This is a genomic window from Burkholderia sp. Bp8984 (assembly GCF_003853755.1).
Taxonomy (GTDB): domain Bacteria; phylum Pseudomonadota; class Gammaproteobacteria; order Burkholderiales; family Burkholderiaceae; genus Burkholderia.
Map to the genome: position 1 here is coordinate 38,615 of NZ_QTQN01000015.1, position 17,595 is coordinate 56,209.

Sequence of the window (17,595 nt, forward strand, 5' to 3'; positions counted from 1 at the left end):
TCGATCAGAAATGCAGGCCCGGCGACAGGCTCGCGGGCAAGGTCAGTTGGGTGCTTTCCACCGACGCCATCGGATACGCGCAATAGTCGGCCGCGTAGTACGCGCTCGGCCGATGGTTGCCCGAGCGGCCCGTGCCGCCGAACGGCGCGGCGGACGATGCGCCGTTGGTCGGGCGGTTCCAGTTGACGATCCCCGCACGAATCGTGCGGCGGAAGTGGTCCCATGCGTTGGCGTCGTCGGCGAGCAGGCCGGCCGACAGGCCGAACGCCGTGTCGTTCGCGCGCTCGATCGCTTCGTCGAACGTCGCGTAGCGGACGATCTGCGCGAGCGGGCCGAAGTGCTCTTCGTCGGGCAGGTTCGCCACGCCGGTCACGTCGATGATCGACGCGTTCACGAAGCCCAGGCGCGGATCGCGCTGCGTCATCGCGATGATCGGCTGCGCGCCCTGCTCGATCAGGCGCGACTGCGCGTCGACGAGCTTGGCGGCCGCGCGTGCCGAGATCACCGCGCCCATGAACGGCTGCGGATCGGCGTCGAACACGTCGGCCGTGATCTTCGACGTGACGTCGGCGAAGCGTGCGAGGAAGCGGTCGCCGAACGCGCCGTGCGGCACGAAGATGCGGCGTGCGCACGTGCAGCGCTGGCCGGCAGACAGGAACGCCGACTGGATCGTGTGATGCACGGCCGCGTCGACGTCCTCGACTTCGCCGATCACGAGCGGGTTGTTGCCGCCCATCTCGAGCGCGAGCACGATTTCCGGACGGCCGCCGAACTGCTTGTGCAGCAGCGTGCCGGTATCCGAGCTGCCGGTGAAGAACAGCCCGTCGATCTGCCGGTGATTCGCGAGCGCGATGCCCGTGTCCTTCTCGCCCTGCACGAGGTTCAGCACGCCGGCCGGCAGACCGGCTTCCTGCCACACCTCGACCGTCGCGCGCGCGACGCCCGGGGCGAGCTCCGACGGCTTGAACACGACCGCGTTGCCCGCGATCAGCGCCGGCACGATATGACCGTTCGGCAAATGGCCGGGAAAGTTGTACGGACCGAACACCGCGACGACGCCGTGCGGGCGATGGCGCAGCACCGCGACGCCGTCGGCCATGTCCTGGCGCTTCTCGCCGGTGCGTTCCTGGTAGGCCTGGATCGAGATGCCGACCTTCGCGGCCATCGCCGCGACTTCGGTACGGGCTTCCCACAGCGGCTTGCCGGTCTCGCGGCCGATCGCGGTCGCGATCGCTTCCTTGCGTTCGGTGAGCAGCGCGGCGAAGCGCTTGACGATTTCGCAGCGCGCTTCGAAGTCGAGCGCCGACCAGCCGGCGAACGCGCGGCGCGCGCTCGCGACCGCGCGGTCGACGTCGGCCGCCGACGCGCTTTCGCCCTGCCATGCGATCGCGTCCGTGCCCGGGTTGCGCGAAGCGAAGACGGGGCCCGAGCCTGCGACCCAGGCGCCGTCGATGAAGAGTTCCGTCATGATTCGTTTATCCCTGTTTGACTTTGAGCGGCAGCACGCGGACCGGATCGCCGGCCTTCACGTCGAGCGCGGCGGCATCGTCGGCCGACAGCACGAACGACCCGTTCACGACCACGCCCGGCGCGACGCCGACGCGGAAATCGCCGAGCGACGTGTTCGATACGAGCGACTTCGGCATATCTTCCCGCACGTCGGGCACGCCGATCGCGACCGGCACGACGACGCTCTCGCGCACCGTGCGCAGGTCGTTGATGTGGCATTCGAGCACCGGGCCCGCGTCGAAGATGTCGACGTGGTTCTGGTAGCGCAGCCCTTCGGCCTCGAGCATCTTGCGGGCCGGCAGCGTGTCGCGGTGCGTGAGGCCGACCGCGTCCTGCGCGTCCTGCGGCAGCAGGTCGACGTACACCGGATAGCGCGGCATCAGTTCCGCGAGGAACGACTTGCGGCCGTGCGAGCTGAGGTAGTCGGCCGCGTTGAAATCGATCTGGTAGAAGTGCGAACCGACCGCGCGCCAGAACGGCGACGTGCCGTCCTCGTCGAAGTGGCCGCGCAGTTCCGCGCAGATGCGTTCCGGGAAGCGTTCGCGGAACTGCGCGATGAACATGAAGCGCGAGCGCGACAGCAGGCCGCCGACGCCGCCCGTGCGGTAACGCGGGCTCAGGAACAGCGAGCACACTTCCGCGTAGCCCGTCAGGTCGTGCGAGATGTTGAGCGCGGACATCCGCGTCCACACACCGAGCTCCTGGCTCGCGTGCACGACCGTGCTCACGCGATAGTTGTAGAACGGCTGTTCGAGGCCGACCTGCGTCTCGATCCCGCACACGCCCGCGATGTCGCCCGTCTTCGATTCTTCCATCACGAAGAAGTAGCCGGCCTCGCCCGGCGCGGCCTCGCCGTCGAGCGTGCGGCGCGTGCGTTCGATGCGCGCGGCGAGCGCGTCGCGATCGGGCTTGAACGTGGTCAGGCCCGGCCCGGTTTCCTTAGCGAGCGACACGAGCGCGTCGACGTCGCCCGTTTGTACGACCCGAACGACGATCATGCTGCGTCTCCCTTCATGTCTTCATCGTCGCGGCGGTGCAGCGGCACGCAGCGCACGACATCACCATCCTTCACATCGAGCGCCGCGCGCACGTCGCCGGCGAGCGGCGCGTCGGCCGTATCGCCCGGCAGGTCGGCCAGTACGCAGCGGAACGATTCGCCGCTGCCGGTCGACACCATGTACGCGACGTCGCCCTGCTGATGCGCGGCTTCGCGCACCGTGCGCTCCGCGCCGTGCTTCACGCATGCGGTGCGGTCGACCTGCGCGGTCAGCACGGGGCCCGCGTCGAAGATGTCGACGAAGCGGTCCGGCTCGAAGCCTTCCTCGAGATGGATGTCGTACGCGAGCAGCGCCGTTTCGTTCGGCTCGCCGAGCACGCGCTGCGCGGCTTCCGGCAGCAGCGGCACGTAGAGCGGATACGCCGGCATCACTTCCGCGATGAACGTGCGGCTGCGGCCGCCCGACGCGATGTCGACGTCGGTGAAGTTGCGGCCGAAGAACTTGCGGCCCACCGCTTCCCAGAACGGCGATGCGCCCGTGCTGTCGCTCACGCCGAGCAGCAGCGTGAACACTTCCGGCGTGAAGCGGCGGCGGTTCGCGGCGATGTACATCATCCGCGCACGCGAGATCAGGTGCGCGGCCGCGTCGCCGCGCAGCGACGGATCGACGTAGAAGCCCGCCAGCCGGCTCTTGCCGGTCAGCTCGTGCGACATCGTGAGCGCGTGGATCTTGCGGTTCACGTGCAGCTCGCGCGACGCGTGGATCAGTGCATCGTTGCGGAATGCGTAGAACGGTTCCGAGTAGCCGGCCGCGGCCACGATGCTCGCCGTGCCGAGCAGCTTGCCCGTCGACGAATCCTCGAGCACGAAGAGATAGAACTCCTCGCCGGCGAAGTCGACGTCCGCGCGAAACGAATCCTCGGAGAGCGCCACGCGCGCTTCGAGCGCCGCGCGATCGTGCGGCAGCGAGTGCAGGACCGGCTGCGCGGTGCGCGCCATGTGCGCGAGCGCATCGAGATCCGTGAGTTTGCCGGGGCGAACAAATAGCATCGTCGTTCCTGTCTGCGATGGGCGCGCCGATCAGCGCGCGGTGGCTTCCTGGGCCGCGAGCACCTGCTCGACTGCCTTCTCGAAGCGCTTCACGCCTTCGTCGAGCAGGTCGAACGGGATCACGAGCGACGGCACGAAGCGCAGCACGTTCGGGCCCGCGATCAGCATGATCAGGCCGTTCTCGGCGGCGGCGGTGACGAAGTCCTTCGCGCGGCCGTCGAATGCGGCGGTGAGTTCCGCGCCGACCAGCAGGCCCTTGCCGCGGATGTCCTTGAAGATGCCGAAGCGTGCGTTGATGCGTTCCAGCGCGCCCTTCAGGCGCACGCTGCGTTCGCGCACGCCTTCGAGCAGCGCCGGGTCGCCGATCAGCTCGACGACCTTGTCCGCGATCGCCGACGCGAGCGGGTTGCCGCCGTACGTCGTGCCGTGCACGCCGACCTTGAAGTGGGCGGCCAGTTCGTTCGTCGTCAGCATCGCGCCGATCGGGAAACCGTTGCCGAGTGCCTTCGCGGTCGTGAGGATGTCCGGCGTGACGCCCGTGTCCATGTATGCGTAGAACTGGCCCGTGCGGCCGACGCCCGTCTGCACTTCGTCGAAGATCAGCACTGCGTCGTTGGCGTCGCACGCTTCGCGCAGTGCCTTCAGGAAGGCCGGATCGGCCGGGATCACGCCGCCTTCGCCCTGCACCGGCTCGACGATCACCGCGCAGGTTTGCGGGCCGATCGCGGCCTTGGCCGCTTCGATGTCGTTGAACGGGAGGTGCTTGATGCCTTCCGGCACCGGGCCGAAGCCTTCCGAGTATTTCGGCTGGCCGCCGACGCTGACCGTGAAGAACGTGCGGCCGTGGAACGACTGGACGAACGACACGATTTCGTACTTGTCGGCGCCGTGGCGGTCGAATGCGACGCGGCGCGCGAGCTTGAGGGCGGCTTCGTTCGCTTCCGCGCCCGAGTTCGCGAAGAATGCGCGGTCGGCGAAGGTCAGCGCTTCGAGGCGCTTCGCGAGGCGCAGCACCGGCTCGTTCGTGTAGCCGTTGCCGATGTGCCAGAGCTTGCGGCCTTGTTCGTCCAGGACCTTCAGCAGTTCCGGGTGGCCGTGGCCGAGCGACGTGACGGCGATGCCGCAGGCGAAATCCACGTATTCGCGGCCGGCCGTGTCCCACACGCGCGAGCCCTCTGCACGGTCCGGCACGAACGGCGCGGGGGAGAATACCGGCACCATCACTTCGTCGAATGTCTGGCGGGTCACGGTCGAGGTCGTCATGGTCGTTCCTTTCGGTTTCGTAAGAGGGTTCAACAGGATCAAGTTTAGGTAAGGGTGACGCAAGCGTCTTGCGGAATTGCGACGGGTTCTATCGGAAGCGGATAGGGCGCTTTATTTTGCCTCTCCCCGGCGGGGGGCGTGGCGTTTTGTGCTTGGTTGCTGTTTTCGCGGTTTTTTTGGCGGTGCGCTTGCGTTTGACGTGAAGCACCTGTGATCGTGTCGGTCTATTAGCGTCGCCCCTGCGCGGGGCGGCGGTTACTTTTCTTTGTCTTGCCAAAGAAAAGTAACCAAAAGAAAGGCGCCCGGATAACACATGACTTCCCGGTGCCGTAGTCCACCAAGTGGCCCTCGCCTAAGTGTCCGCGCCAGTCGGGAACCCGGAGTGGTTCGAGCAATGGTTCTGACACCACTCCCTACGCAACGGAGCGGTATACCGCCCGCTAGCTCCATCCTCGCTATGCTCGGCTGCAAGGTTCTTCGGCCGCAATTCATCCGCCCGCGCCACACATGGACACCCACTGATCAGTTCCCCAAATCACTGAGGTGCCGCTGCACCGCAACGACGATTTCAATTTATTGAATTCATGCGTCGCTGGCCGCAATTGTGCAAATCAATCGACCGACAGCTTTGCGAAGCGGGACGTGTGGACCTATCGACCGAGCGAAGCGAGGGCGGAGCTAGCGGGCGGTATACCACTCCGCGGGGTGGTGAGTGGTGTCGGAACCATTGCTCGAACCACTCCGGGTTCCGGACTGGCGCGGACACTTAGGCGAGGGCCACTTGGTGGACTACGGCACCGGGAAGTCATGCGTTATCCGGGCGCCTTTCTTTTGGTTACTTTTCTTTGGCAAGACAAAGAAAAGTAACCGCCGCCCCGCGCAGGGGCGACGCTAATAGACCGACACGATCACAGGTGCTTCACGACAAACGGCGAGCGAACCACCAAAAAACAGAATCAATCCTTAGCACCGCGCTCAACAAGCGCGCCCCCGCGAGGCTCCCCCCCACCGCCGGTCTGCTTCTCGAGCCAGGCTCTCCGATCCTCCCGAGGCGTGACCCCAAACCTTTCGCGGTACGCATTAGAAAAGTGCGCAGCAGAAGAAAACCCGCAGGCGAGGCTGACCTGAACGACCGACTTGCTGGTCCGCTGCAACTGCGTGCGAGCCTTGAGCAACCGGAGATTGAGGTAATACTTGGAGGGCATCGCCCCGAGATACTGCCGAAAGAGCCGCTCGAGCTGCCGCCGCGACACGCCGACGAGCCCGGCGATCTCATCGGTCGTCAAAGGATCCTCGACATTGGCTTCCATCAAAAGCAACGCATCGTTCAGCCGAGGATGCCGCTCACCGGGCGCGGTGACAAAAGGAATCCGCTGCCGCTCCTCGCCGCTGCGCAGCGTGCCGGCCCCGAGCGCATCGGCAATGCGCTCACCCAGATCCGCCCCGTGTTCCCGGCCGATCATGGCCAGCATGAAATCGACGGTCGCCTGCCCGCCCGCACAGGTCGCCCGATCGCGATCGATCTCGAAGATCTGCTGCGTGACGATCGACCGCTCGAACTGTTCGGCGAACTGCTGATACGTCTCCCAGTTCACGCTCACGCGATATCCGGAAAGCTGCCCGGCCATCGCGAGCCACCACACGCCGTGGTGAATCCCCGTGACGACCGGCGTGCGCTGCCCCACCCGCGCGAGACTCGCGAGAAACAACCGATAGTCGGCAAACTGCTGAAACCGCTCCGACACGACGATCAGCCAGTCGCACGCGATCGCATCGTTGAACGCCGCATCGGCATGCCACTGCGCGCCGCCGGCGAGCGGCACCGGCCGCCCGTCCCACGAACACACCTGCCAGCGATACAGCAAGCGCCCGTCGATCTCGTTCGCGAGATGCAACGCATCGACGATCGGACCCACACCCGACATCGACACGGGCGGCAATGCAACGATCGCCACCTGCGTCGTGCGGGTGGCGCCTGCGGGACGAGACACCGGTACCACGTATGAAACGCCCTTCGCGTTACTTGAGGCTACCCGACAGGAACTGCTTCAGACGCTCGCTCTGCGGACGCACCAGCACCTCCTTCGGATCACCCTCTTCCTCGGTCCGCCCCTGATGCAGGAACATCACGTGATTCGACACGTTGCGCGCGAAACCCATCTCGTGCGTGACGACGATCATCGTGCGGCCTTCCTCGGCCAGCTTCTGCATCACCTTCAGCACCTCACCGACGAGCTCCGGATCGAGCGCCGACGTCGGCTCGTCGAACAGCATCACGTCCGGATGCATCGCCAGCGCCCGCGCGATCGCGACACGCTGCTGCTGGCCACCCGACAAATGCGACGGATACTGCTTCTCGACGCGCGGCGGCAAACCGACCTTCTCCAGGTACTCGCGCGCACGCTCCTCGGCTTCCTTCTTCGCAATGCCGAGCACGTGCACCGGCGCTTCCATCACGTTCTCGAGCACGTTCATGTGCGCCCAGAGGTTGAAGTGCTGGAACACCATCGCGAGCTTGGTGCGGATGCGCTGCAACTGCTTGTGATCGGCCACCTCGAGCGCACCGGCGCGGTCGGTCCTGGTGCGCACGGCCTCGCCGTCGACGACGATCTGCCCCGCATTCGGCCGCTCGAGAAAATTGATGCAGCGCAGGAACGTGCTCTTGCCGGAACCGCTGGCGCCGATGATGCTGATGACGTCGCCGGCCTTCGCGTTCAGCGACACGCCCTTGAGCACCTCGTTGTCGCCATAGCGCTTGTGAATGTCGACCGCGGCAAGCTTGGTGGAAGCGGACGCGCTCGTTTGAGTGATCTCGGCCATCTGGCTCTCCTCGAATGAAATCAATGACGGCCGGCCGCGAGATACGCGAGCCAGTGGCGCTCCGCCCGGCGAAATGCCGCGACGAGTGCGAACGATACCGCAAGATAGATCAGTGCGGCGATCCCGAACGACTGGAACGCCATGTAGGTCGCGGAATTGGCGTCACGCGCGACCTTCAGGATGTCGGGCACGGTCGCCGTGAACGCAACGGTGGTCGCGTGCAGCATCAGGATCACCTCGTTGCTGTACAGCGGCAGCGCACGGCGCAGCGCCGACGGCAGGATCACCCGGCGGTACATCGTGAACGGCGACATCCCGTACGCACGCGCCGCCTCGACCTCGCCGTGCGGAATCGCACGAATCGCACCCGCGAAGATCTCGGTCGTGTACGCGCAGGTGTTCAGCGCGAACGCGAGGATCGCGCAGTTGAAGCCGCTGCGGAAGAACGCGTCGAGCAGCGAGTGCGAGCGCACGAACTCGAGGCTGTACATGCCCGTGTACAGCAACAGCAGCTGCACGTAGAGCGGCGTGCCGCGGAACACGTACGTGTAGAACCGCACCGGCATCGACAGCCACTTCTTCTTCGACACGCGTGCGACCGCGAGCGGCACCGCGCACACGAAGCCGAGCGAAATCGACGCGACGAGCAGCCACAGCGTCACCGCAAGGCCGGAGAGGCGCTGGCCGTCCCAGTAAAGGAACGCCTGGCCGAATTCCTGGAGGATCTCGATCATAGTTCTGCGTGGCGCACGCCCGTGGAATAACGTTTCTCGAGCTGGATCAGCACGAGGTTGGAAACGGTCGTGATCGCGAGGTAGATCAGCGCCGCAACGAGGATGAAGAAGAACATGTTGAACGTGCTCTTGCCGGCGTCCTGCGCCGCCTTCACGACGTCCGCGAGACCGATGATCGACACCAGCGCGGTCGCCTTCACGAGCACCTGCCAGTTGTTGCCGATGCCGGGCAGCGCGAAGCGCATCATCTGCGGAAACATGATCCGCACGAACACGCGCAGCCCGCTCATCCCGTACGCCGAGCCGGCCTCGAGCTGGCCGCGCGGCACCGACAGGAACGCACCGCGGAACGTCTCGGTGAAGTACGCGCCGTAGATGAAGCCGAGCGTCAGCACGCCGGCGACGAACGGGTCGATGTCGATCTGGTCCCAGCCGACGAGGTCGGTGAACTGGTTCAGCCAGATCTGGATGCTGTAGAACAACAGCAGCATCAGGACGAGATCGGGCACCGAGCGGATCAGCGTCGTATAACCGGTCGCGACCGCTCGCAGCACCCGGTTGTGCGACAGCTTCGCCACCGCGCCGATCAGCCCCAGCGCCACCGCAGCGGCGAGCGACAGCACCGACAGCTCGATGGTCTGCACGGTGCCGGCCCAGAGGACAGGACCAAAGCCGTAAAGGAACACGCGCGTCTCCAGTGTTGATGTGAACACCGGCGCGCTCACTGTCCGGCGCCGGGCTGACGCGGATAGTCGCAAGCGAAATTGTTTGCCTCAAATCACCGTGCGCGCGATTGCTGCGTCGCAGCAATTCGTCCCACCATTTGCAGGCACGGCCTACCGCGCTGTTTCAAAAGGAAAAAAGCCGCTTCCTGACAGTCGGATGACACGCAGGGAAGCGGACTTTTTGCAATTTTCCGGTCGCTTTTTCGATATAGCGCCGCAGGCGGTCTCACCGCCCTTTCAGGATGTCGGAGCGCGAAGTCGTATAGACAAGCCCGTCCGGGCCGAAATGGACGTTGAAGAACGCGTCGGTGTTGACGCCGTCCTCGAGCCAGCGCCAGCTCCATACGGTCTCGGGCTTCAGCGGATACTGCGCGACGTCGCCCGGCTTGCCGAGCAGGCGGCGCACCTCGTCCTCGGTCATCCCCGGGCGCACCTTCGCGAAGTTCTCGGCGGTCAGCACCTGCGTCGCGCCCGTGTAATACCCGCCCGGGTCGAGGTCGACGAACCAGGTCTGGTTGCCCATCGGGCCGCGCGGGTATTCGAGGCGCTTCGAGCCGTCGGTGAACGCGCGCTCGGTCTCGGGCTTGCCCATCGTGGCGCGCACGTCGGCTTCGGTCGAGACGCCGGCCTTCAGCCCCTTGAGCAGCAGCGGCGCCGGCTTGATCGCGTTGAAGAAGTCCCTGATACGTTGCACGTCGAGATTGCCTTGCTTGTCGTCGCAGCCGGTCAGCGCCAGCGCGGCGGCCAGCATCGTGACGGGAAGCAGCCGGAAACGGAAGATCATCGGAAGAAATGCGCGTCGAGAAAACACGCGGCAAGGATACCCGCGCAACGCCAAAAGCGCGAGACGGACCGCGCGGCCCGTCTCGTGATCAATGCGTCGTTTCGGTTTGCACCTGGGCCTCGCGGCCCGCTTGCGGGGCGCGCGGCCCGGCCGGCACCGCCTTGATCCGGCGGCGCGTGCGCACCAGCTCGGCCAGTTGCCACGACCCGAGCGCGAGACAGCCGAACAGCACCTCGCGGCCGCGCTTGACCAGCGCGAGCGACAGCGCCGTCTCGCGATCGACGCCGAACATCTGCGCGAGCAGCACGACGGTCGCCTCCTGCACGCCGAGACCGCCCGGCACCATGAACGCCGCATGCCGCACGGCCTGCGTCATCGCCTCGATCGCGATCGCGCCGCCGATCGAGACCGGATGACCGAGCAGCGCGAGCGCCCAGTAGATTTCGAGCGCGCCGAGCACGTAGCCGGACAACTGCCAGAAGAACGCACTGAACAGCAGCGGCGTGCGCGACATCAGCGCGTCGATGTCGCCGTCGAGGCGGCGGCCGTCGACGCCCTGCAGCAACCGGTGCGAATCGCCGAGCAGACGCCCCGCGAACCGCTCGATCGCATGGAAGATCCCGCCGCGCCGCATCAGCACGACGCCGAGCACCGGCAGCGGCAGGGTCAGCAGCAGCGCGAGGCCGATCATGCCGCCGCCCATGTCGTGCGTCGTCGCGAGCAGCAGCACGAGACCGAGCGCCGCGAACGCATACTGGACGACGATCGTCACCAGCACCTCGACGATCACCGACGCGGTCACGCGGCTCGCGTCGGGCACCTGCCAGCGCGCCATCCGGATCCCGACCAGCTCGCCGCCGATCCCGACGACCGGCAGCAGCCGGTTCACCGCTTCACGCACGGTCGCGACCCACCACAGGAACGACAGCGACGCGCGCCGGTCGAGCAGCTGGTGCCACGCATACGCGTCGAGCAGCAGCGGCAGCGCATGGAACGGCACGAGCCACAGCAGCGCGAAGCCGGCGCGCTCGAGCATCCGCGTCACGTCGCCGATGCCTTCGTGCAGCCCGAGCGCGAGCAGGATCCCGATGCCGATCGGCCAGCCGAGCCATTTGATCCACTTGGTCATGACGGCTGCGCCCCCGCTTCGCGCGACGCGTGCGTGCCGCGCCGCGCCGCCGGCTGGCCGAACACGTCGGCAAAACCGCCGGTCGCGACGCCCGCGGCCTTCAGCGCGGCCGCGACGCGCGGCGACAGCAGCGCATCCAGTTCGTCGACCGGCCGGTAAGCGGCCATCGTCGGCGTGATCGGGCCGTCCCCGGCTTCCGCCGGATGACAGTAGATCTCGCCGACCCCGGGCGGCAGCGCCGCGAGCGCGTCGAGCAGCACGCGCTCGTCCATCGCGCCCGTATGCTCGATGCCGACCACGTAGTCGTTGTGCGCGAGCCCCGCACGGTCGAGCCGCGCGCGCACCAGCGCGATCCACGGCTTGAGCAGCGCGGGCGCGCGCGTTTCGTACGGCAGCCGCACCGCACGCAGCCCGTAGTCGCGGCCGATCTCGATGATCATCGACAGCACGGTCGGATGCAGGTGGAAATGCTTGTGCGCGTTCACGTGGTCGAGCGGCAGGCCGCTCGCCGCGAACGCGTCGAACTGCGCGCGGATCTCGCGGCGCAGCTGCGCACGCACGTGCGGCAGGAAGAAGAAGCGACAGCCGTCCTTCGCCATCGCATCGCCGAAGCGCCCGTCGCGGCCGACGAGCGCGGGTATGTCATGCGCGGGCAGCGTGGCCGGCCCGTCCGCGAGGACGAGATGCAGGCCGACCGCGAGCGACGGCAGGCGCCGCGCGCGTTCGATCGCGTCCTGCGCCGCGGGCGCACCGACCATCAGGCTCGCGGCGTTCAGCACGCCGTCGCGATGCGCGCGCTCGACCGCCGCGTTAACGCGCGGATGCAGCCCGAAGTCGTCCGCGGTGAAGATCAGCGCCCGCGCCGCCCGCTGCGTCGCCACGAATCAGGCCTCGTGCGCGCGCAGGAAGCGGAAGAACTCGACGCCTTCGCGCAAGCGACGCTTCATCATGTCCCAGCTCGTCAGCATCTCGCGGACGATCTCCCAGATCTTCGACGGGCGGAAGTAGAACTGGCGATAGAACTGCTCGAGATGGTGATAGATCTCGTCGCGCGACAGGTGCGGATAGCCGATCGCCGCGAGCTGCACGCCTTCCTTGCTGACCAGGTTGATGGTCTTGTTCTCTTCCATCCAGCCGTTCTCGACGGCCTGCTTGTAAAGCGTCGTGCCCGGATACGGCGCGGCGAGCGACACCTGGATCGTGTGCGGATTGATTTCCTTCGCGTACTCGATCGTCTTCTTGATGGTGTCCTGCGTCTCGCCCGGCAGGCCGAGGATGAAGGTGCCGTGGATCTTGATCCCGAGCTTCTTGCAGTCCGCGCTGAAGCGGCGCGCGAAATCGGTGCGCACGCCCTTCTTGATGTTCACGAGGATCTGGTCGTCGCCGGATTCGAAGCCGACCAGCAGCAGGCGCAGGCCGTTTTCCTTCATGATCTTCAGCGACTTGTACGGCACGTTCGCCTTCGCGTTGCACGACCACGTCATGCCGAGCTTGCCCAGGCCGATGGCGATCGCTTCGGCGCGCGGCAGGTCGTCGGTGAAGGTGTCGTCGTCGAACATCAGCTCCTTCACTTCCGGCATGTTGTCGCGGATCCACTTCGCTTCCGCGAGCACGTTCTCGACCGAGCGCGTGCGGTAGCGGTGGCCGCTGACCGTCTGCGGCCACAGGCAGAACGTGCAGCGCGACTTGCAGCCGCGGCCCGTGTAGATCGACACGTACGGGTAGTTCAGGTAGCCGATGAAGTAGTTGTCGATCTTCAGGTCGCGCTTGTAGACGGGCGCGACGAACGGCAGTTCGTCCATGTTCTCGAGGATCGGACGCGCTTCGTTGTGCTCGATCGAGCCGTCCTTCGCGCGCCAGCTCAAGCCCTTGATCTCGGGGAACGGCTTGCCTTCGGCGATTTCCTTGCAGGTGTAGTCGAATTCCTCGCGGCACACGAAGTCGATCGCGTCGCTCGCCGTGAGCGAGTTGTGCGGATCGACCATCACCTTCGCGCCCACCATGCCGACCAGCATCGACGGCTTCATCTTCTTCAGATCCTGCGCGAACATCGCGTCGGTCGGGAACGACGGCGTGCTCGTGTGGATGATCACGAGATCGTAGTCGTTGGCGATCTTCAGCGTTTCCTCGACCGACAGGCCGTCGGCCGGCGCGTCGACGACGCGGCTGCCCGGCACGAGCGCGGCCGGCTGCGCGAGCCACGTCGGGTACCAGAAGGAACGGATTTCGCGCTTCGCCTGATAGCGCGAGCCGGCTCCGCCGTCGAAGCCGTCATACGAAGGGGCCTGCAAGAACAGCGTTTTCATGAATGCTCCGGTAGCCTGCATAGTTCGATTCGTTTCAACGATTCAGTCAATCAACCGCGGGCCGCCCTGCCGGCGCCCGCCTCTCTGTCATGTCGCGTCGCGCGGCGTGGCCGCGCAACGCGTCTCGGCCTTCGGGCCGGATTCGATCGGGACCGGGCGCATCGCCGGTTCCCTTCGGGGAACGTACGTCAGCGGCCGTCCCCGCCCTCCACGATCACCGTCGCGCGTTCGCCGCCGACGACCGTCATCCGCGCGCCGCGCCACACGACGTGCGTGCCGAACACGGCCGCGAGCCATTCGAGCGCGAGCAGCGTGTCGCGCACCGCGACGAGCGGCAGGTCGCGCCAGAACGCGCGCCAGCCGTCCTCGCCGCGCGCGTGCAGCACCAGCCGCCCGAACGCGCCCACCACGGCCGCGCCACCCGCCAGCGTGCCGGCGACGGTGCCGTCGAGACGCAGCGCGAGCGCCGCGCCGATCGCGAGCCACGGCACGGTAAACGTGATGAACAGGAACGCGAAGCCGGCCGGGTTCAGCGAACGGATCGTGCGCAGCCAGCGCGTCTCGCGGTGCCAGAGCGGCCCGAACGACGGCTCGATCACGTCGGTCGCGACCTCGACCTCGGACAGCACGGTGCGCCGCCCGAGGCGGCGCGGCAGCTCGGCCAGCCAGAAATCGTCGGCCAGCTCGTCCTTCAACGCGAGAAAACCGCCGATCCGCTCGAGCGTGTCGCGCGTGAGCGCCAGCGTCGCGCCGAAGCCGAAGCGGCTCGAGCGGCCGAGGTGCGTGATCCGTACCGACGGCGCGAACCACGCATCGACGAACTGCGCGCCGATCCGCGTCCAGAACCCGCCGACGCTGCGCGCATGATACAGGCACGTGACGACCCCGACCGACGCGTCGGCGAGCGGCGCCGTCACGCGCTCCAGATAGTCCGGCTTCACCGCGATGTCGCTGTCCGCGATCACGATGCGGCCGTACTTCGCGCGTTCGGCGAGATTGATCAGGTTGCTGACCTTCAGGTTCTTGCCGTGCACGCGCGCGTCGATCACGAGCGTGATGTCGCATTCCGGATAATCGGCGCGCAGCCGCTCGACCACGGCGACCGCCGGATCGGATGCCGACGCGACCCCGAACAGCACTTCATGGCGCGGGTGGCGCTGTTCGCAGAACGTCGCGAGGTTCTCGTACAGGTGCGGCTCGGCGCCGCAGAGCGGCTTGAGCACGCTGACGGGCTCGAAACCGTCGCGCGCGGCGGTGCGCGGCGTGCGCGGGCGCGGCGCGAACGCCGCGACGAACGCATAGCCGGCCGCAGCCAGCGTGAACACGGTCAGGAGCCAGTCGAGCAGCGTGACGGTCGGCGTCATGCGCGACGCCCTCCGGCGACGCGGGCGCCCTGCCGACCGATCGAACCGGGTTGAACGTGATTGGGTATTCCGACAGCAACGAACGCGGGCACGACCCGACTCCTTGTTCCAGCAGCGTCTGTGTAATGGGGAGGCACGGCCCATTTCCCCGAAAGCGGCCATGCCCGGCATCGCGTGGCACATCCTCGCGCGATGCCCGGACGGGATGCGGGAAGATTCTAATGGCTACCGTCGGCACAACATGGACAGGCGCCGGATTTTAGCAGCCCGCGCCACCCCGCGCTTGGCACCACGCGAAACGGACTACTGCGATTTCGGCAAAGCTGTGCGGCCGGGGAACCATTCCGGTGCCACCTCGTTCACGTTAGCGTAAGCACTTTGCAGGCGGATTGCAGTCTTGAAAATCAAACGTTTCGTGGAAATTTGTATGTCGATGCGAAGACACGGCCAATCGCCGTAAAGATCCGTAATTATTCAGTGATTAGATTGATTTTTGCAACAGTTGCCCGCGCCACCTTGCACCCCTGAAAGGCGCATGGGTATCCGCGCGTCGCCAGCGCGTTCCGGAACCCTTTGGCAAAATCATCGCAATCTGTTGCGCATCCGCATCACCGCGCCCCTCCCTTCCGAAGGCCACCCGATGATTCCGTTTTCCGTACTCGATCTCGCCCCCATTCCCGCCGGCGCCGACGCCGCGCAGGCGTTCCGCAACACCGTCGATCTCGCGCAGCACGCGGAGCGCCTCGGTTATCGCCGCTACTGGCTCGCCGAACATCACAACATGCCCGGCATCGCGAGCGCGGCGACGGCCGTCGTGATCGGCCACGTGGCGGGAGCGACGAAGACGATCCGCGTCGGCTCGGGCGGGATCATGCTGCCGAACCATGCGCCGCTCGTGATCGCCGAGCAGTTCGGCACGCTCGCGTCGCTGTATCCGGGGCGCATCGACCTCGGGCTCGGCCGCGCGCCCGGCACCGACCAGACCACGTCGCGCGCGCTGCGCCGCGACCTGATCGGCAGCGCCGACTCGTTTCCGGACGACGTCGCCGAGCTGCAGCGCTACTTCGCGGAACCGGTGCCCGGCCAGCGCGTGCGCGCGGTGCCCGGCGCGGGGCTGGACGTGCCCGTGTGGCTGCTCGGTTCGAGCCTCTTCAGCGCGCAACTCGCCGCGATGCTCGGGCTGCCGTTCGCGTTCGCGTCGCACTTCGCGCCGGACTACCTGATGCGCGCGCTCGAAGTCTATCGCGCGCAGTACCGGCCGTCGGCCGCGTGGCCGAAGCCGCATGCGATGGTCGGCGTCAACGTGTTCGCGGCCGATACCGACGACGAGGCGCGGCGCCTCTTCACGTCGCTGCAGCAGCAGTTCATCAACCTGCGCCGCGGCACGCCCGGCAAGCTGCCGCCGCCCGTCGACGCGCTCGAGGCGAGCGAGTTCGAACTCGCGAACGTCGCGCATGCGCTGTCGTTCGCGGCCGTCGGCTCGCGCGACACGGTGCGCGACAAGCTGCGCGACCGGATCGCGCAAACCGGCGCTAACGAGGTGATCATCACCGCGCAGATCTACGATCACGCCGCGCGCGTGCGCTCGTTCGAGCTGGCCGCGCAGATCCGCGACGAACTCGCGAACGAAACCCGCTGACCCGGCGGGCGGCCCACCCAGGAGGGTGCGCCCGCCTGCGCGTCACTGCGGGTGCACCGCCCCCATCCCGTCGAGCAGCGCCTTGTGGAACGCGTCCGGATCCTGGATCTGCGGCGCGTGCCCGAGCGCCGGGAATTCGACGAGCTGCGCGCCGGGAATCGCCGCCTGCGTGCGTTTCGCGAGTTCCGGGTAACGGCCGAGCTTCGCGTGCACGTCCGGCGGCGCCACGTCCTTGCCGATCGCGGTCGTGTCCTTGTCGCCGATCAGCAGCAGCGTCGGCACGCGTATCGCGCCGAGTTCGTAGACCACCGGCTGCGTGAGGATCATGTCGTAGATCAGCGCCGAGTTCCACGCGACCGCGTCGCGGCCCGGGCCGCGATACATGCCGGCGAGCATCTGCACCCAGCGCTCGTATGACGGCGCCCACTTGCCCGCGTAGTAGGTCGCCTGCTCGTAACGGCGGATGCCGTCCGCCGTCGTCTTCTGCTCGCGTGCGTACCAGTAGTCGACCGACAGCGGCGGCACGCCGAGCGCCTTCCAGTCCTCGAGGCCGATCGGGTTCACCAGCACGAGCTGCTCGGTCGCCTTCGGGTACATCAGCGCGTAACGCATCGCGAGCATCCCGCCCGTCGAATGGCCGACGATCGTCGCCGATTTCACGCCGACCGACTCGAGCAGCGCATGCGTGTTGCGCGCGAGCTGCTGGAAGCTGTACTGGTAGCGCTCGGGCTTCGACGACTTGCAGAAACCGATCTGGTCCGGCGCGATCACGCGATAGCCGGCGCGGCTCAGCACGCCGATCGTGTCTTCCCAGGTCGCCGCGCAGAAGTTCTTCCCGTGCAGCAGCACGACGGTGCGGCCGTTCGGGTGCGCCGGCTGCACGTCCATGTACATCATCTCGAGGGTGTCGCGCTGCGACACGAACGCGTAGCGATGCACCGGCTCCGGATAGGCGAAGCCTTCCAGGCGAGGGCCGTACGCGGGCCCGTCGTTGCCGGCCGGTGCCGGGACGGCGACCGCGACGGACGTCGCGCATGCGGCGGCGACGCCCGCGCCGAGCACGGCCGCGCGCGCGAGGGAGAACATCTTGCAATTCGAAGGCATGGCGCTCACGGTAATGGGAAATGCACGCGGTCAGCCGGGCGGCTTCACGCCCCGCGATTCTACGCGGTCGGGCTGACGACGGCGCGCAACACTCGTCGGCCGAGCGACTTCCGCGCACGCGACGAACTCGGGTATCGTGTGACGAGACCCTGAAACGCCTGCAGGCGAACG

Annotated in this window: 15 protein-coding genes; 1 reads left to right on the forward strand and 14 read right to left on the reverse strand. The window is 66.9% G+C overall.

Annotation, left to right across the window (positions count from 1 at the left end; all coding sequences use genetic code 11):
* Positions 1-4 precede the first annotated feature (4 nt).
* The 13 genes from astD to hpnI form a co-directional block, all read right to left on the reverse strand.
* Positions 5-1,468, reverse strand: coding sequence for a succinylglutamate-semialdehyde dehydrogenase (gene astD, locus DID98_RS16970; RefSeq protein WP_124521335.1), 1,464 nt, complete (start codon positions 1,466-1,468; stop codon positions 5-7).
* A 7-nt stretch (positions 1,469-1,475) separates the two neighbouring features.
* Positions 1,476-2,507: an arginine N-succinyltransferase gene (gene astA / locus DID98_RS16975; RefSeq protein WP_124521337.1), complete on the reverse strand. Its 1,032-nt coding sequence runs from the start codon at positions 2,505-2,507 to the stop codon at positions 1,476-1,478.
* Entirely contained in the window at positions 2,504-3,556 is a 1,053-nt protein-coding gene (aruF, locus tag DID98_RS16980) for an arginine/ornithine succinyltransferase subunit alpha (protein ID WP_044849126.1), read from the reverse strand. Before aruF ends, astA begins: the two co-directional genes overlap by 4 nt.
* 30 nt (positions 3,557-3,586) lie before the next feature.
* Positions 3,587-4,819, reverse strand: coding sequence for an aspartate aminotransferase family protein (locus DID98_RS16985; protein ID WP_044849125.1), 1,233 nt, complete (start codon positions 4,817-4,819; stop codon positions 3,587-3,589).
* A 956-nt stretch (positions 4,820-5,775) separates the two neighbouring features.
* Positions 5,776-6,819: a GlxA family transcriptional regulator gene (locus tag DID98_RS16995; RefSeq protein WP_124487403.1), complete on the reverse strand. Its 1,044-nt coding sequence runs from the start codon at positions 6,817-6,819 to the stop codon at positions 5,776-5,778.
* Between the two features lie 19 nt (positions 6,820-6,838).
* The gene (locus DID98_RS17000) at positions 6,839-7,639 is read right to left on the reverse strand and encodes an ABC transporter ATP-binding protein (protein WP_124487404.1); all 801 of its coding nucleotides are present in this window, start codon (positions 7,637-7,639) and stop codon (positions 6,839-6,841) included.
* 20 nt (positions 7,640-7,659) lie between these two features.
* Positions 7,660-8,373 (reverse strand): ABC transporter permease, encoded by a 714-nt coding sequence (locus DID98_RS17005; protein WP_044849122.1) that lies wholly within the window; start codon positions 8,371-8,373, stop codon positions 7,660-7,662.
* Positions 8,370-9,059 carry an ABC transporter permease gene (locus DID98_RS17010; protein WP_044849121.1) on the reverse strand — a complete coding sequence of 230 codons (690 nt, stop codon included), beginning with the start codon at positions 9,057-9,059 and terminating at the stop codon, positions 8,370-8,372. The genes DID98_RS17005 and DID98_RS17010 overlap by 4 nt, the downstream gene beginning before the upstream one ends.
* A 265-nt stretch (positions 9,060-9,324) precedes the next feature.
* On the reverse strand, positions 9,325-9,882 hold the full coding sequence (locus DID98_RS17015; RefSeq protein WP_044849120.1) for a lipoprotein: 558 nt from the start codon (positions 9,880-9,882) through the stop codon (positions 9,325-9,327).
* An 88-nt stretch (positions 9,883-9,970) separates the two neighbouring features.
* A complete protein-coding gene (locus DID98_RS17020; protein ID WP_124571061.1) occupies positions 9,971-11,011 on the reverse strand; it encodes a lysylphosphatidylglycerol synthase domain-containing protein in 1,041 nt (346 codons plus the stop codon).
* Positions 11,008-11,892 (reverse strand): hopanoid biosynthesis-associated protein HpnK, encoded by an 885-nt coding sequence (hpnK, locus tag DID98_RS17025; protein ID WP_124487405.1) that lies wholly within the window; start codon positions 11,890-11,892, stop codon positions 11,008-11,010. The genes DID98_RS17020 and hpnK overlap by 4 nt, the downstream gene beginning before the upstream one ends.
* Positions 11,893-11,895: 3 nt before the next feature.
* A complete protein-coding gene (gene hpnJ, locus DID98_RS17030) occupies positions 11,896-13,338 on the reverse strand; it encodes a hopanoid biosynthesis associated radical SAM protein HpnJ (RefSeq protein ID WP_308234889.1) in 1,443 nt (480 codons plus the stop codon).
* 167 nt (positions 13,339-13,505) lie between these two features.
* Positions 13,506-14,681, reverse strand: a complete 1,176-nt coding sequence (gene hpnI / locus DID98_RS17035) for a bacteriohopanetetrol glucosamine biosynthesis glycosyltransferase HpnI (RefSeq protein ID WP_124571062.1) — start codon at positions 14,679-14,681, stop codon at positions 13,506-13,508.
* Between the two features lie 640 nt (positions 14,682-15,321).
* On the opposite strand from hpnI, the gene DID98_RS17040 reads away from it, so the two are divergent.
* Entirely contained in the window at positions 15,322-16,320 is a 999-nt protein-coding gene (locus DID98_RS17040) for an LLM class flavin-dependent oxidoreductase (protein ID WP_124487406.1), read from the forward strand.
* A 42-nt stretch (positions 16,321-16,362) separates the two neighbouring features.
* Here the strand turns inward: DID98_RS17040 and DID98_RS17045 are convergent, their stop codons facing one another.
* A complete protein-coding gene (locus DID98_RS17045) occupies positions 16,363-17,424 on the reverse strand; it encodes an alpha/beta fold hydrolase (protein WP_124487407.1) in 1,062 nt (353 codons plus the stop codon).
* Positions 17,425-17,595: the final 171 nt, after the last annotated feature.

Excerpts from the sequence above, each read along its gene's own strand:
- hpnJ (WP_308234889.1), bottom strand. The coding sequence starts at position 13,338 with ATGCAGGCTACCGGAGCATTCATGAAAACGCTGTTCTTGCAGGCCCCT.
- astD (WP_124521335.1), bottom strand. The coding sequence starts at position 1,468 with ATGACGGAACTCTTCATCGACGGCGCCTGGGTCGCAGGCTCGGGCCCC.
- astA (WP_124521337.1), bottom strand. The coding sequence starts at position 2,507 with ATGATCGTCGTTCGGGTCGTACAAACGGGCGACGTCGACGCGCTCGTG.
- DID98_RS16985 (WP_044849125.1), bottom strand. The coding sequence starts at position 4,819 with ATGACGACCTCGACCGTGACCCGCCAGACATTCGACGAAGTGATGGTG.
- DID98_RS17045 (WP_124487407.1), bottom strand. The coding sequence starts at position 17,424 with ATGCCTTCGAATTGCAAGATGTTCTCCCTCGCGCGCGCGGCCGTGCTC.
- aruF (WP_044849126.1), bottom strand. The coding sequence starts at position 3,556 with ATGCTATTTGTTCGCCCCGGCAAACTCACGGATCTCGATGCGCTCGCG.
- DID98_RS17000 (WP_124487404.1), bottom strand. The coding sequence starts at position 7,639 with ATGGCCGAGATCACTCAAACGAGCGCGTCCGCTTCCACCAAGCTTGCC.
- DID98_RS17040 (WP_124487406.1), top strand. The coding sequence starts at position 15,322 with ATGATTCCGTTTTCCGTACTCGATCTCGCCCCCATTCCCGCCGGCGCC.
- DID98_RS17005 (WP_044849122.1), bottom strand. The coding sequence starts at position 8,373 with ATGATCGAGATCCTCCAGGAATTCGGCCAGGCGTTCCTTTACTGGGAC.
- DID98_RS17020 (WP_124571061.1), bottom strand. The coding sequence starts at position 11,011 with ATGACCAAGTGGATCAAATGGCTCGGCTGGCCGATCGGCATCGGGATC.
- hpnI (WP_124571062.1), bottom strand. The coding sequence starts at position 14,681 with ATGACGCCGACCGTCACGCTGCTCGACTGGCTCCTGACCGTGTTCACG.
- DID98_RS17015 (WP_044849120.1), bottom strand. The coding sequence starts at position 9,882 with ATGATCTTCCGTTTCCGGCTGCTTCCCGTCACGATGCTGGCCGCCGCG.